Below are 13,252 nucleotides of genomic sequence, written 5' to 3'. Positions count from 1 at the left end.
AATATTTGGAGGAAAATCTTCCTAGTATATTTGTTTCCAAATTACTTGAAAATTAAAAAACCAGAGCAAAAGGCTCTGGTCTACATCTCTTGGTCGATTTCTGTTTCATTCTTTTGGTTTTCGAATTGAATACCAACAATGTGAACGTTTACTTCCTGAACTTCAAGGGCAGTCATGTTATATAGTGCCTGCCTAATATTATCTTGAATATTCTGAGCAACTACAGGGATAGACACACCAAAATTTAATGAACAATAGACGTCCACTTTAATCCCTTCATCAGAAAGTTCTACTTTAATCCCTTTTCCGTGGTTTTTTCGACCTAACCTCTCAGCTACACCTGCTGCAAAGTTACCACGCATTTGAGATACACCCTCAACCTCAGCTGCTGCAATTCCAGCAATTACTTCGATTACTTCAGGTGCAATCTCAACTTTTCCTAGTCCAGTAGAGCCACTACCCATCTCTAAAGAATTCAATTGTTCTTCACTCATGTGTTAGCACCTCCTTTATTTGATGAACCCATGACATCATAATTCTCAAGGAATTTTGTATTGAAATCTCCACTACGGAATACCTCATGATCCATCAGTTTTAAATGGAAAGGAATGGTAGAATGGATTCCTTCAATTACAAATTCACTTAAAGCTCTTTTCATTCTAAGTACGGCTTCTTCGCGAGTGTTACCATAGGTAATTAGTTTCGCTATCATTGAATCATAGTATGGAGGAATCGTGTAGCCTGGGTAAGCGGCAGAATCAATACGAACACCGAGCCCGCCTGGTGGTAGATACATATCTATCTTACCAGCAGATGGCATAAATTGCTTCTCTGGGTTCTCAGCGTTGATTCGACATTCAATGGCCCATCCATTAAACTGAACATCTTCCTGTTTAAAAGATAGAGGTTCGCCCGATGCTACCATAATTTGCTCTTTTACTAAGTCAATGCCTGTAACCATTTCTGTTACAGGATGTTCTACTTGAATTCTCGTATTCATTTCCATGAAGTAAAAACGATCTTCACGGTGGTCATATATAAATTCTATCGTGCCTGCACCTGTATAATCAACTGCTTTTGCAGCTTTTATTGCAGCGTTACCCATTTTTTCACGAGTACTCTCACTGATAGCAGGTGACGGTGTTTCTTCAACAAGTTTTTGGAGCCTTCTTTGAATCGAACAATCCCTTTCACCTAAGTGAACCGTGTTTCCATGTTTGTCTGCAATGACTTGAATTTCAACATGACGAAAATCTTGGATATATTTTTCTAAGTAAACTCCGGGGTTTCCAAACGCACTTTGAGCTTCTTTCTGAGTAATAGCCATACCTTTTTTCAGTTCTTCTACATTATGCGCAACACGGATTCCCTTACCGCCTCCACCGGCAGTTGCTTTAATAATAACAGGATATTGAATTTCTTCAGCAACTTTAATAGCGTCTTCAATCGTTTCTACAATCCCTTGGGAACCAGGAACGATTGGAACTCCAGCGTGTTTCATTGTTTCTCGAGCAACATCCTTTGTTCCCATACGTGAAATAGCATCCGCACTCGGGCCAACAAATTCAATGTTACACTCTTTACAAAGCTCTGCAAAATCAGCGTTTTCTGCTAGAAATCCATAACCAGGATGGATTGCATCACAATCTGTAAGTTTTGCAATGCTCATGATATTCGTTATATTTAAGTAACTATCCTTTGAAGCTTTGGGGCCAATACAATAAGCCTCATCTGCCATTTGTACATGGAGAGAATCTTTATCTGCTTCTGAAAAAACAGCTACTGTTTCAATGTCTAGTTCTTTACAAGCACGAATAATTCGTACCGCAATTTCTCCTCTGTTTGCTATTAACAGCTTTTTTATCATAAAAAATCTCTCCTTACTCAGGCTTTACGCGGAAGAGTGGTTGACCGTACTCTACTAGTTCTCCGTCTTTCACTAATATTTCAGCGATTTCTCCATTCACTTCTGCTTCGATTTCATTAAATAGCTTCATTGCCTCAACAATGCAAACAACAGTAGATGAAGAGACTTTAGACCCTATTTTCACAAATGGCTCGGCATCTGGTGAAGATGCTTGATAGAAAGTACCAACCATTGGTGACTTAATCTCAACTAAGTTTTCCTCAACTTTAGGTTGAGCAACTTCTTGTTTTACCTCTGGTTGTGGAGCTGGCTCTTGTACAACTTGTGGTTGAACAGCAACTGGTTGTGGAGCTGGTTGTTGCGCCTCCGCTTTAACAGCTGGAGCATTCACTGGTGAGGAAACAGCACCACCATTCTTTTTTAATTGAAGTCTAGTACCTTGAAATTCATATTCGATTTCATCAATGGAAGATTGATCCATTAACTTAATAATTTCTCTTATTTCTTGAACCTTTAGCATTTTTCTGACACTCCTTGTCCAATTATGACTAGCTACTAATATCATACGATAATAGCTAGTGAAAGTTCAATCCCTGTCTCTTAATCCATCTTGAAAGTTTTAAAATTTTTTTTATAGTATTCCTCAAAAGAAGGAGTTTCGACAAATTATAACGAAATTATACAGGAAGGAAATTTAGGGGGAATTCATATTGACACAGCAGTCTATTCATCAAATTTACGAGGAAGACTTAAGAAGAAAAAATAGTTTACTCGTAAAAGCAACTTTTATTTCTGTAATTCTTGCAACCGTAGTAGACATAGCTATGGGGAAAGAGCTTGCAATCATTCTTTCTATTATCATTGGTGGAGGAATTGGAGTTGGTATTATCGCCTACCTTCACTTCAGCAAAAAATTGGAGAAAATTATACCTTATCTTTCTATCCTATTTGTTTATGCTGTACTATTTATCATAATGGAGAATAGTGTTTCTCCAACCGCTTACTTTCTTCTCTACTTTGGTATTGGTGCTGCAGCTATTTATATGAATCATTCATTGTTGGTGATATCCAGCTTAGTAGGTTACTTGTGTATGACCATTTTTACGATATCACATTCAGGAGACCTACCATTAGAGTTAAAGAACTATGTAACGATTTATCTCCTTTACGGACTAACAACTATTTTATTATATTTTCAATTCAATTTATCTAAGCGCTTTCAAGTTCAAATGTCAAGCCTGCAGAATGAGACATTATCTTTACATAAACGTGAACAACAGGTACGGGAAAAGGTTATCGAAAGTGCTCTCACTCTCTCAGAGTTATTAAAACAGGTTAAAGTACAAAGTGAAGATTCGCTGCATTCTTCACAAGAAGTAAATCTATCCATCAATGAAATTTCGGCTGGAATTCAAAATCAAACGGATTCAATTAGCACAATAACAAAGTCTATTGGAAAAGCGACAGATCAAGTTGAGCAAATGAAATCCCATGCTAATCAACTGGATTCTGAAGCTCAAGAATCTGTTCATCTGACAGTGGATGGCGAACAGAAGATGAGTTTATTACAAGAAAACATCCATCAATCTTCCACAAGTATGAAAAAGGCTGAACAGCATATGACTCACTTAAGGGAACAGGCTGAATCCATTCAAGAGTCTGCTAAATGGATTCAACAAATTGCAGAGAAAACCAATTTACTTGCCCTTAATGCCTCAATTGAAGCTGCTCGAGCTGGGGAAGCTGGGAAAGGATTTGCTGTCGTAGCTGAGGAAGTAAGAAAACTTGCTGAAACCTCAAATGCAACAACGAAGCAAATCTCTAAATCTTTGATTCAAATTGTTGAAGAAACCACTATATCTGAAGTTCTAGTTGGTGAAACAGCTCGTCAACTTGAAAATAGTGTACGTGCTGCTGCTGAGACAGAAGGTGTGTTTAAGACCTTATCCCAACACATTCTTTCTCTTAAAGCACATTTAGAGGGATATGGTGACCTTGCCTCTACCATCCATGGATCTTCAGTTGATGTTGAAAAAACAGTAGCAGAATTCAGCGCTCTCATGGAAGAAACGAATGCTTCCTTACAAAATATTGCTCTTGTCATGAGAGAACAATCCACTCAAGATGAAAATATGCATAGTAAAGTAGAAAATGCTGACTCTTCGCTTCAAGAATTATTAAGCTTATACAAGGAAAAGTAAAAGGGGCCAAAATGGCCCCTTTTTCATTACCTTATTCTGTTGGGCTGTACTCCACTGCAACTAGTTCAAATTCTGAACCTAGCTCGTCATGTACTAATAATAGAATATCATTCGCTAAAGATGGTGATGGGTCATTTGATTTTACAGTGATATGAACCTTTCCATCAACCGTACGTACTAATGCATCATCAAAGCCCATTGAGATAATCTGCATTTCTAACATTTCTTCTTTATATTTTAGCTCATCTAACTGATCCATTTCCTCTTTCATAGCGTTAACTTCTTCTGTAGAGAGGTCTGCAGAAGCCATTGCTTCCGTTAATTCCTCCATTTTCTCAGAACGTTGTAACTCTAGGTCATAGCGTAATTGTGCAAAAACTTCATCCCCACTAGCTTCGGAGATAATAATTTCATCAGAATCTGTTAGTTGACCATTTGTTTCGCTGGAATCATTTGACTCTTCATTCGAAGCTACATCATTTGCTTGCTCTGGAGACGTAATGTAATAAATCGATAGAACAACCACTAAACTAAGCATTGTTAAAAGCCAAACTGTTTGTTTTTTCAATAGCATATTAAGAATCCCCCTTAGATTTTTTTGGCATAACTGCTACCCTATGAATGGGAACATCTAATACTCTTGTAACAGCTTCAATAATCCACTGTTTCACTTGAATATTTTCAGCTCCTCTTGCTACCACCAACACACCTTTTACCGCAGGCTTTTCCGTTTTATAGAGCAACGGAACTTCCTTTTGACCATCTCTAATAATTACAATTTGTTCATCAACAGAGGAATCTTCAACAGTGCGCTTTCCCCCCTGTCGATCTGTCTCATCTGTCGTTTGTTTTTGGGTTACCCGATTGGTTTCATAAACATTTGCTGCTGTCGATGCAACATTCACTACAACCGTGACATCGCTAACACCAACAATTTGATCCAATGCATCCTTTATCTGTGTTTCGTACATTCTCTCAAAATCACTCATTGTAACTTGTTTGCCACTGTCCTTTTGTTGCCCTAATGTTTCTACATCCTCAGTAGAATCAGATTCTTTTCCATTACTGAATGTTAATGTTGACTGTCCCTCAGGTTTGCTCTCAGCAGTAAGCACATTACTAACCAGCATAATGGCTACACCTGCAAGTAGCACAATCAATAAATACTGATATTTTGAAGGTTTTTTGGCCTCTTCCCTATCAGAGCTTGACTCTAGTTTTTGCAGCCATTTCTTTATCCAGGTAAGAGGACCTTTATCATTATTCATCTAGCCCTCATTCCCCCTTTCAATATCAACCTCTATTACTTCTGGATCCAAGCTCCATTTTTCAGAAAGTAGAGTTCTTATTGTCTTTTCATCTTCAGAAGGAGATGTCTGCTTATCTGATGGCTTTTCAGTATCAATTTCAACTATTTCTACGACTGGTATCGTATCGCTCTCTTGAACATCATTCTCCTTAAGTGAAATGAACACAGATTGTATATTGGGTTCGTTTGAAAGTTCGTCCAAGTTTTGTGCTTGAATGTTTATCTTTTTTATTTCTAAACCGTACTGTGTCATCAACTCCTCCTTCACACTTTCTTCTAGTTGGACAGCCATGTGTTCTAATGTATATGCACGATTAGATGCTTGTATTTCTTTTTTCTTAAAATCTATCTGATTTTTTATTTCTTCTGCGCTGACGTACTCTTCTAAATCCATGTTTTCCATGATTTGATTGAAATCCTGATTAAACAGTTGAAACAACGGGGATAAAATAATCGTAATGAGTAATAGACCCGTCACCATTTTGGTATATCTCTTAAGATTTGAATTGGGGAGTAGTAAATCAATGACAATGGCTAAAAGAATAAAAATAATGATGTTTGTTATCCACTGAGTTAGAAAACTCATAATCCCCCTCCTCTTACCTCACCATAAGAGTGATATTTCCAGCTGCAATCATAATTGTTACACTCAAAAAGAACATAAAAGAAACGATAGCTAGTGATGCAAAAATGTAGATCATACTTTTACTAATAATGTCTAAGCATTTAATGACCGGACCTCCACCTAAAGGTTGAAGGAGTGCCGCGGCAAACTTATATATAAATGCAATAATCAATATTTTTAATGCAGGAAAAGCTGCAATAACTAGTAAAAGGACGACTCCCACAATCCCCACTGTGTTTTTCAATAGAACAGAAGCATTGATGACTGTATCAGCGGCATCTGTAAACATTCGGCCAATAACAGGTATAAAATTGCCTGTTAAAAATTTGGCTGTTCGAATAGCAACCCCGTCTGAGACTGCAGCTGTTGCCCCTTGTACTGAAATAACACCCAAAAATACAGTCATGAAAATCCCTAACAAGCCAATACTCCAATTTCTGAGCAATTGTGCTAGTTGGGTCACTTTATGCTGGTCGGATAGGGTACTAACAATGCTCAAAATAGCTGATAAAAACAATAGAGGTAGTACGACAGCGTTGATAAAAATTCCACTTGTATTCATGAGAAAAACAATTAAAGGATGAAATAAAGCAGCTGATATGATTCCGCCTGAAGTGGCCATTAACGCAAGTAAAATTGGGATTAACGCCAAGGTAAAATGAATCATAGTTTCAATCGTATCTTTTGTATACTGAATGGCGACATGGAAGCTATTTAATGCCAAGATGATCAATACCATAAAAACAATCGCATAGGCTGCCTTACTTACGGTTCCGGACTCGAATGCATTCTGTAGGGATTGAAGGAAAACACTAAATACCGTTAATAGAATCAGCATACCTAAAAGCTTTCCATTGACGATTAGTTCATGAAACATAAATCGTAAGAACGCGCTAAACCATTCTTTGATAGAAAATTCTTTTTCACCTTTTATGAACTCTACTAAACTACCTTTTTGACTCTCTGGTAAAAAACCACCATATTCATTTACAAGATGATCCCAGTACTGAACTAGTTCGTCAATTCCAAGCTTGTCCAATTGTTCTTCAATCATTTCAGGTTGATCTTGTTCATTTTCTAATACTTCCTTCTCATTTGAAGCTAAAGCAGATGAGCTAATCCAAACTAGCCCTATCAACTGAATGAGAAGAACGGTCAATAGCTTTTGCTTCATCTTTTGTCACCTCTATTTAGTACGGGGTACAGTTCAAAATCTAGGCTGGAATTAGACCGATAATGGTTTCAATGAGAACAGTAAGTATAGGTACCGCCATTGCCAGAATTAAGACCTTTCCTGCTAGCTCAATTTTTGAAGCAATCGCTCCCATTCCTGCATCCTTTGATATTTGAGCAGCAAACTCAGCAATATAGGCAATTCCAATAATTTTCAAAATCGTCTCTACATATACAAGATTGACATTGGCATTGACTGCAATTTTTTCAATCATGCGGATAATACGGTAAATCTCATCGACAAGGAATAAGAAGATCATGCATCCTACAAAAACAATAAATAGAAATGCAAAGTTAGGCTTTTGTTCCTTGAGTAAAAGTGCTAAAAAGGTAGATATAAGGGCAATCGCTACAATTTTTAAAATATCAATGGCGCATCCCACCTCTTGTCCAAACTAACGGTGGCCCCTTTTTTGGAGAAGGGGTTTCTCCACCAGCATTAAAAACATTTCAATTATTGAAACAGGAAAACAGATTTTATTTTCTCAAATAAATCATCCACAATTGAGGCAACCATAAATAAAATATAGATGAATCCAAAGAGCGTAACCCATTGGGCATACTCCTTTTTTCCAACCTGGTCCAATATCGTGTGTAAAAAAGCTACGACAATACCTACCCCTGCAATTTTAAATATGACATCGACTTCAATCCCCATATCTAGATCCTCCATTCTCATATCAGTAGAACAATCAATAATAGTCCTGATAAGAACCCTAAGCTTTTTACCATTTTTTCATATTTACTTTGTCGGTCTCTGGCGTCTGATTCTTCTCGCTCTAAATGTGTAATGGCTAATAATATTTGTTTTTGCTGTGTATACCGGTCATGTCTTCCTAGCGTTTCTCCAAACTGAAGCAGAATCTCGTATTCTCCTTGTTTAAGAGCCGTACTTTTCCATATTTCATCTAAACTCTGTATCCATGCATCTCGGACGGTTGTCTCTTCTTCAATCAACTTCTCAGCAAAAATTTCAAACAACCAATTTAAGGGTTTGGCAAGCTGTTTCGAGAGTTTTCTGGCTGCTTCGTGCAACGGTGTATGACCAAACATAATCTCTGCTTCTAATGATTGAAGAGCCACTTTTAATTGTCTTAGCTGTCTTGGGCGTTCGTTTAAATGCCGTGATGCCTCGAAGCCAGTCCAAGTTGTCGCCGCAAGAATAAATACAGCACCTAGAAGCTTTACCACTTATGTCACGCTCACTTTCTTTAAAACGGGTTGCCCTTTTCCATTAAGGACCGTTACTGTTCTTTTATTCTCTTTCTTAGATAGAACTAGATACCTTTGGATAATTTGTTGTTTCATGATCGGGGCCATGGAGGGCCGGTTTATCACTTCTTCAAATGAATATCCATGTGTCGTCATCATCAACTGGATTCCTGCATTGACTGCTTCTAGAATAGCTTCTGTATCCTCATTTCTTCCTATTTCATCAACAATGAGAACTTCTGGACTCATTGATCGGATCATCATCATCATGCCCTCTGCTTTTGGACAAGCGTCTAAAACATCTACTCTTGGTCCAAATTGCAATTGGGGAATCCCGTTCATACACCCAGCTATTTCAGAGCGTTCATCTACAATACCCACTTTATATGGCCGAATCGTATTGTTGTTACTCCCTGAAGAGATGTAACGAGCTATGTCACGCAAAAGCGTTGTTTTTCCAGACTGAGGAGCTCCGATAATCATGGTATGGTACCATTTCTCTTGGTTATAAAGGTAAGGAATCCACGGATTCGCAATACCAATCGTTTCTCGGGCAATACGTATATTAAAAGATGAAATGTCTCGAATTGCCTTTACTTTTCCGCCTTCTAGTATGACTTTCCCTGCCAACCCAACTCGATGGCCACCCTCTATTGTTATGTAGCCACGTTTTAGTTCTTCTTCCAATGTATACATAGAGAAGTGACTGATTTTATCCAGCAAATGAAGGGCATCTTCGGCTGTTGAATAGTAGGGTAGAAAGGAGGCCGTGCCATTTACACAAATCTCAATCGGGCGATCTACTCTTATTCTAATTTCTTCCATTTCCTTCTGGACTTGTTGAGGGATTCTTGTGATTTGTTCTGCAATGTTTCTAGGCAAACAAGCTACAATGGATTCCAAGACTATTCCTCCTTTACCTAGAGCCTCTGTTACTTCAATGTATGCCTACTTGGCCACTTTATGACTAGCATTTTCTTGGAATGATATAAAAAGTAGAGGAGTCTAGTTTTTGGAATGGTAGAGTGGAGGAGACCAATATATTATTTGTAAATGGTCACTAGTAGAAAGCGCTGAGTTGGGCTCATTATGAAAACAATTATAGAAGATGACATAAAGGGGGAAACGTGTACGGTTGAGAGATGAAAGAATAATCGAGGGAAGTTAACGTGACCTAATGGGAGATGAAACGTTAATGGAAGGAGCGCAAAAAGTCTTGTCGTGACCTGATGAGAAACGAAACGTTAATGGAGGGCACGCAAATGAATTTATCATGACCTGATGAGAAATGAAACGTTAATAGAGGGCACGCAAAGAGGGTTAACCCCTGCACATTTTGAATGCAGCTCCTGTTAATATTGATTTTACCCCAGTTGCGCAGTCCAGCTATCCCAAAAATTTAGCCATTATCAACAAAGAAAAGAGCCCCGCAGGACTCTTTTTGAATGTTGTCAATAAATTATGCACGAGATACGTACGTACCATCTGTTGTGTTGATGATTAGTTTTTCACCTTGGTTTATAAAGAAAGGCACGTTTACAACTAGACCCGTTTCTAATGTAGCTGGTTTAGATCCTCCAGATGCCGTATCACCTTTAATACCAGGCTCAGTTTCTACAACTTCAAGCACAACTGTATTTGGAAGCTCAACTCCAAGTGTTTCACCTTGGAACATCATAATAGATACTTCCATATTTTCTTTAAGGTATTTTAATTGGTATTCGATTTGAGTTGATGGAAGTTCAATTTGATCATAAGATTCATTATCCATGAATACGTGTTGATCTCCATTTGCATATAAATATTGCATTTTTCTATTTTCAATGTGAGCTTTACTTACTTTTTCACCTGCACGGAACGTCTTTTCTTGCACGGCTCCTGTGCGCAAGTTACGTAGTTTAGAACGAACAAAGGCAGCTCCCTTACCAGGCTTAACATGTTGGAATTCGATTACTTGCCAAATCCCATTGTCTACTTCAATTGTTAATCCAGTCTTAAAATCGTTTACCGAAATCATTTTGTTTCCTCCATAAATTCAAACTATAGGATGATTAAATCCTTTGTAGAATGTGTTAATGTCTCATTTCCATCTTTTGTTATGATTGTGTCATCTTCAATTCTGACTCCACCTTTACCTGGAAGGTAGATTCCAGGTTCCACAGTAACAACCATGCCTGGTTCTAATACTATGTCTGAACGGAAAGAAAGTCCTGGTCCTTCATGAACTTCAAGTCCAATTCCATGACCTAATGAATGTCCAAAGTATTCCCCATAACCTTTTTCTGTAATATAATCTCTTGCAATGGCGTCAGCTTGTTTACCAGTCATACCTGGCTTTATACCATCCATGGAGCGGAGCTGGGATTCTAATACGATATCATATATTTCTTTCAACTCAGCAGCAGGCTCTCCCACTGACACTGTTCTCGTAATATCCGAAACGTATCCTTTATAAAGTGCCCCAAAATCAAGGGTTACAAAGTCGCCCTTTTCAATTACTTTATCGCTAGCTACACCATGTGGTAGTGCTGAACGTGCACCAGATGCAACAATAATATCAAAAGATGAAGATGTTGCTCCACTTTTTCTCATGAAAAACTCTAACTCATTCGAAACTTCGAGTTCAGTTTTCCCAGGTTTAATCACATCTAGTATATACTTAAAAGCAGCATCTGCAATGTCTGCTGCATCCTTTAATATCTTAATCTCTGCCTCAGACTTAATCAAGCGCAACTTTTCAACCGCATTGGATACAGGAACCAGTTCCGCATCTACATTATTTTGAAGTAGCTTATATTCAGAGAATGTCACGTGTTGCTCTTCAAATCCTAGTTTTTGAATCCCTAGCTTTTTAGCTTGTTCCCCAACTTCTGCATGGATAGAAGCACTATGCTGAACTACTTCAAAACCTTCACATTGTTTTCCAGCTTGTTCCACATAGCGAAAATCAGTGATAAATAATGCCTTATCTTCTGTTATTAGAACTGCTCCTGCTGATCCAGTAAAGTTAGATAGATATCTTCTATTGTGTGTACTAGTAATCAGCATTCCATCTACACCATGTTGGCTAAGTATGGATTGAAATTTTTGTACCTTTTCCATAAAACTGCCTCCCCCTATAGAAAAAATGATTGAAATGCTAGCTTGTACCCTTTAACTCCTAAACCCAAAATTTGACCTTCACAAACCGGTGCAATGACGGAATGGTGTCGGAAGCTCTCTCTCGCATGAACATTCGAAATATGTACTTCAATAACAGGTGGACGAATAGCAGCCACTGCATCCCGGATGGCATAACTATAGTGAGTAAAGGCTCCAGGATTGATTATGACACCAATTGTCTCTTCCGAATTACTATCATGCAACCAATCAATGATCTGACCTTCATGATTGGACTGCCAAAAGTCCAATTCCACACCATTAGTATCTGCTAAATCCCTTAAACTATTTTCAATATCCTTCAGTGTGGTCGAACCATATACGGAAACTTCCCTGCTACCAAGCAGATTCAAATTTGGACCGTTTAAAACCACAATTCGTTTCATATGCTCTCCTATGTAAAAAAGAATGTTCAATTAAGAACATTCTAACATACTTTCTTATTTTGAAACATCTATGCATTAGTGTGAAACCTCAGTTTCTTTTTCAACTCTCATCTCATTTGCTTCATATGAAATAGAATATCCAATAAATAGACCATATAGTGCATATAAACAAGCACTTGTAACCCATGTATACCAATCGATATCACGAATCGGTTTTATACTAGGGAAGATTGGATTTAATATGAAAAAGATAACACCAAAGAGGAGCAGACCATAGGCAATCCCTATCCACATTCGTTTAAACTTCTTTAACGCGACATAATATACTAATGCTGCGCCCATTGAAAACACTGACAACATACCAAGTGAAATGACCACACCAAGCCAGGAATTTTTCCAGTCGCCAACAGCAATTGGTTCTAGAACAACTCTGGGACTAACTTCAGTAAAAGAAAACCAATAGGCAAGATAACCAACTAGACTCCAGAATAAGCCCCCACATAACCCAATAACAGCAGACATGGCAACGAGAGACATCGGCTCTTCTTTTTTGTTTTGCTCTAGTTTAGGATCCTTCTTTTTTTCTTCAGTATTCTCTGACATATAAACACCTCCAACTATAGTATGTCCAACATCATTTGAAACATTTTCATTTTGCGGTTTTCTATGGAGGAATTTAACGTTCTCCTGTAAAATAGACTTAAGAACAATGTAAACTCTGAACTCAAATAAGTTTTATTTCTTTACATTAGAAAGTCATTTTTATGAAAAAGAATACGCCAGATTGTAAAGAACTTGCATAAAAGAATGATTATACGTTTAAAATGGTTAAAAAAAGCCTAACATGCTTGTAAGGAGGTGGCTTTCTTGAGTCCATGGAAGAAATGGTTGTTTTATAGTCTAATCGCATTAGCAATCCTTGGGGTTATGAGCTTTCTACTTACAGATCCGTCTCAGCTTTTTAGAAGCTTGCTCATTACAGTGCTAATGGCTGCACTTTTTATTTTTATCGTTACAAGGTTTAGAGGTACTGGAACGCGTAACCGTAAAGAACACCAAGCATTTATGAAGGCCGCTAAGCAATCCAAGAAACGGATGAAAATGCGTGAAGAACAAAGCAATCAAAAAAACCGCTCCCTCTCTAAATCAAGCTTTAAAAAGGCTATTCATACAAAAAAGAAATCGGCAGCTTCTCACTTAACCGTGATAGAAGGTAAAAAGGGGAAGAAAAAAGATAAAGCCTCCTTCTAATTACTAGAA

At 37.8% G+C, this 13,252-nt stretch carries 17 protein-coding genes; 2 read left to right on the top strand and 15 right to left on the bottom strand.

Translation table 11 applies throughout. The features are described 5' to 3' along the window. Window positions 1–80 precede the first annotated feature (80 nt). From ABDZ91_RS20535 to accB, 3 genes are read right to left on the bottom strand one after another with little or no spacing between them, the layout of a single operon-like run. The gene (locus ABDZ91_RS20535) at window positions 81–494 is read right to left on the bottom strand and encodes an Asp23/Gls24 family envelope stress response protein (protein WP_343803471.1); all 414 of its coding nucleotides are present in this window, start codon (window positions 492–494) and stop codon (window positions 81–83) included. Further along, complete coding sequence (accC, locus tag ABDZ91_RS20530) at window positions 491–1,867, bottom strand: acetyl-CoA carboxylase biotin carboxylase subunit (RefSeq protein WP_343803468.1); 1,377 nt, start codon at window positions 1,865–1,867, stop codon at window positions 491–493. Before accC ends, ABDZ91_RS20535 begins: the two co-directional genes overlap by 4 nt. Before the next feature lie 13 nt (window positions 1,868–1,880). Then, complete coding sequence (gene accB / locus ABDZ91_RS20525) at window positions 1,881–2,387, bottom strand: acetyl-CoA carboxylase biotin carboxyl carrier protein (RefSeq protein ID WP_343803465.1); 507 nt, start codon at window positions 2,385–2,387, stop codon at window positions 1,881–1,883. A 304-nt stretch (window positions 2,388–2,691) separates the two neighbouring features. On the opposite strand from accB, the gene ABDZ91_RS20520 reads away from it, so the two are divergent. Further along, window positions 2,692–4,068: a methyl-accepting chemotaxis protein gene (locus tag ABDZ91_RS20520; protein ID WP_425541886.1), complete on the top strand. Its 1,377-nt coding sequence runs from the start codon at window positions 2,692–2,694 to the stop codon at window positions 4,066–4,068. A gap of 31 nt (window positions 4,069–4,099) precedes the next feature. On the opposite strand, the gene ABDZ91_RS20515 is transcribed toward ABDZ91_RS20520, so the two are convergent. From ABDZ91_RS20515 to ABDZ91_RS20460, 12 genes are all read right to left on the bottom strand, one after another. Then, on the bottom strand, window positions 4,100–4,642 hold the full coding sequence (locus ABDZ91_RS20515; RefSeq protein ID WP_343803459.1) for a SpoIIIAH-like family protein: 543 nt from the start codon (window positions 4,640–4,642) through the stop codon (window positions 4,100–4,102). Window position 4,643: 1 nt separating this feature from the next. Next, window positions 4,644–5,336 (bottom strand): stage III sporulation protein AG, encoded by a 693-nt coding sequence (gene spoIIIAG / locus ABDZ91_RS20510; protein ID WP_343803456.1) that lies wholly within the window; start codon window positions 5,334–5,336, stop codon window positions 4,644–4,646. Then, on the bottom strand, window positions 5,337–5,963 hold the full coding sequence (gene spoIIIAF / locus ABDZ91_RS20505) for a stage III sporulation protein AF (RefSeq protein ID WP_343803453.1): 627 nt from the start codon (window positions 5,961–5,963) through the stop codon (window positions 5,337–5,339). 13 nt (window positions 5,964–5,976) lie between these two features. Further along, complete coding sequence (gene spoIIIAE, locus ABDZ91_RS20500) at window positions 5,977–7,176, bottom strand: stage III sporulation protein AE (RefSeq protein WP_343803450.1); 1,200 nt, start codon at window positions 7,174–7,176, stop codon at window positions 5,977–5,979. Window positions 7,177–7,216: 40 nt separating this feature from the next. After that, window positions 7,217–7,606, bottom strand: coding sequence for a stage III sporulation protein AD (spoIIIAD, locus tag ABDZ91_RS20495; RefSeq protein WP_343804253.1), 390 nt, complete (start codon window positions 7,604–7,606; stop codon window positions 7,217–7,219). A gap of 83 nt (window positions 7,607–7,689) precedes the next feature. Next, complete coding sequence (gene spoIIIAC / locus ABDZ91_RS20490; RefSeq protein WP_343803447.1) at window positions 7,690–7,893, bottom strand: stage III sporulation protein AC; 204 nt, start codon at window positions 7,891–7,893, stop codon at window positions 7,690–7,692. 17 nt (window positions 7,894–7,910) lie between these two features. Next, window positions 7,911–8,426, bottom strand: a complete 516-nt coding sequence (gene spoIIIAB / locus ABDZ91_RS20485; protein ID WP_343803444.1) for a stage III sporulation protein SpoIIIAB — start codon at window positions 8,424–8,426, stop codon at window positions 7,911–7,913. Next, window positions 8,427–9,350: a stage III sporulation protein AA gene (spoIIIAA, locus tag ABDZ91_RS20480; RefSeq protein ID WP_343803441.1), complete on the bottom strand. Its 924-nt coding sequence runs from the start codon at window positions 9,348–9,350 to the stop codon at window positions 8,427–8,429. A 556-nt stretch (window positions 9,351–9,906) separates the two neighbouring features. Then, window positions 9,907–10,464 carry an elongation factor P gene (gene efp, locus ABDZ91_RS20475; protein WP_343803438.1) on the bottom strand — a complete coding sequence of 186 codons (558 nt, stop codon included), beginning with the start codon at window positions 10,462–10,464 and terminating at the stop codon, window positions 9,907–9,909. 23 nt (window positions 10,465–10,487) lie between these two features. Further along, window positions 10,488–11,549, bottom strand: coding sequence for a M24 family metallopeptidase (locus ABDZ91_RS20470; RefSeq protein ID WP_343803435.1), 1,062 nt, complete (start codon window positions 11,547–11,549; stop codon window positions 10,488–10,490). 14 nt (window positions 11,550–11,563) lie between these two features. Continuing rightward, window positions 11,564–11,992, bottom strand: a complete 429-nt coding sequence (aroQ, locus tag ABDZ91_RS20465; protein ID WP_343803432.1) for a type II 3-dehydroquinate dehydratase — start codon at window positions 11,990–11,992, stop codon at window positions 11,564–11,566. A gap of 75 nt (window positions 11,993–12,067) precedes the next feature. Continuing rightward, window positions 12,068–12,595 carry a YqhR family membrane protein gene (locus ABDZ91_RS20460; RefSeq protein WP_343803429.1) on the bottom strand — a complete coding sequence of 176 codons (528 nt, stop codon included), beginning with the start codon at window positions 12,593–12,595 and terminating at the stop codon, window positions 12,068–12,070. A gap of 264 nt (window positions 12,596–12,859) precedes the next feature. On the opposite strand from ABDZ91_RS20460, the gene ABDZ91_RS20455 reads away from it, so the two are divergent. Continuing rightward, a complete protein-coding gene (locus ABDZ91_RS20455) occupies window positions 12,860–13,243 on the top strand; it encodes an SA1362 family protein (RefSeq protein WP_343803426.1) in 384 nt (127 codons plus the stop codon). Window positions 13,244–13,252: the final 9 nt, after the last annotated feature.

It is taken from the genome of Bacillus carboniphilus (assembly GCF_039522365.1).
GTDB lineage: Bacteria > Bacillota > Bacilli > Bacillales > JC228 > Bacillus_BF > Bacillus_BF carboniphilus.
Note: the sequence above shows the minus strand (reverse complement) of the source record. Positions and strands in the feature narration are given on the sequence as shown.

Coding starts and splice junctions, on each gene's coding strand:
- efp (WP_343803438.1), bottom strand. CDS start 10,464: ATGATTTCGGTAAACGATTTTAAGACTGGATTAACAATTGAAGTAGAC.
- spoIIIAE (WP_343803450.1), bottom strand. CDS start 7,176: ATGAAGCAAAAGCTATTGACCGTTCTTCTCATTCAGTTGATAGGGCTA.
- aroQ (WP_343803432.1), bottom strand. CDS start 11,992: ATGAAACGAATTGTGGTTTTAAACGGTCCAAATTTGAATCTGCTTGGT.
- accB (WP_343803465.1), bottom strand. CDS start 2,387: ATGCTAAAGGTTCAAGAAATAAGAGAAATTATTAAGTTAATGGATCAA.
- ABDZ91_RS20460 (WP_343803429.1), bottom strand. CDS start 12,595: ATGTCAGAGAATACTGAAGAAAAAAAGAAGGATCCTAAACTAGAGCAA.
- spoIIIAF (WP_343803453.1), bottom strand. CDS start 5,963: ATGAGTTTTCTAACTCAGTGGATAACAAACATCATTATTTTTATTCTT.
- ABDZ91_RS20535 (WP_343803471.1), bottom strand. CDS start 494: ATGAGTGAAGAACAATTGAATTCTTTAGAGATGGGTAGTGGCTCTACT.
- spoIIIAG (WP_343803456.1), bottom strand. CDS start 5,336: ATGAATAATGATAAAGGTCCTCTTACCTGGATAAAGAAATGGCTGCAA.
- ABDZ91_RS20520 (WP_425541886.1), top strand. CDS start 2,692: ATGGGGAAAGAGCTTGCAATCATTCTTTCTATTATCATTGGTGGAGGA.
- spoIIIAC (WP_343803447.1), bottom strand. CDS start 7,893: ATGGGGATTGAAGTCGATGTCATATTTAAAATTGCAGGGGTAGGTATT.
- accC (WP_343803468.1), bottom strand. CDS start 1,867: ATGATAAAAAAGCTGTTAATAGCAAACAGAGGAGAAATTGCGGTACGA.
- ABDZ91_RS20470 (WP_343803435.1), bottom strand. CDS start 11,549: ATGGAAAAGGTACAAAAATTTCAATCCATACTTAGCCAACATGGTGTA.
- ABDZ91_RS20515 (WP_343803459.1), bottom strand. CDS start 4,642: ATGCTATTGAAAAAACAAACAGTTTGGCTTTTAACAATGCTTAGTTTA.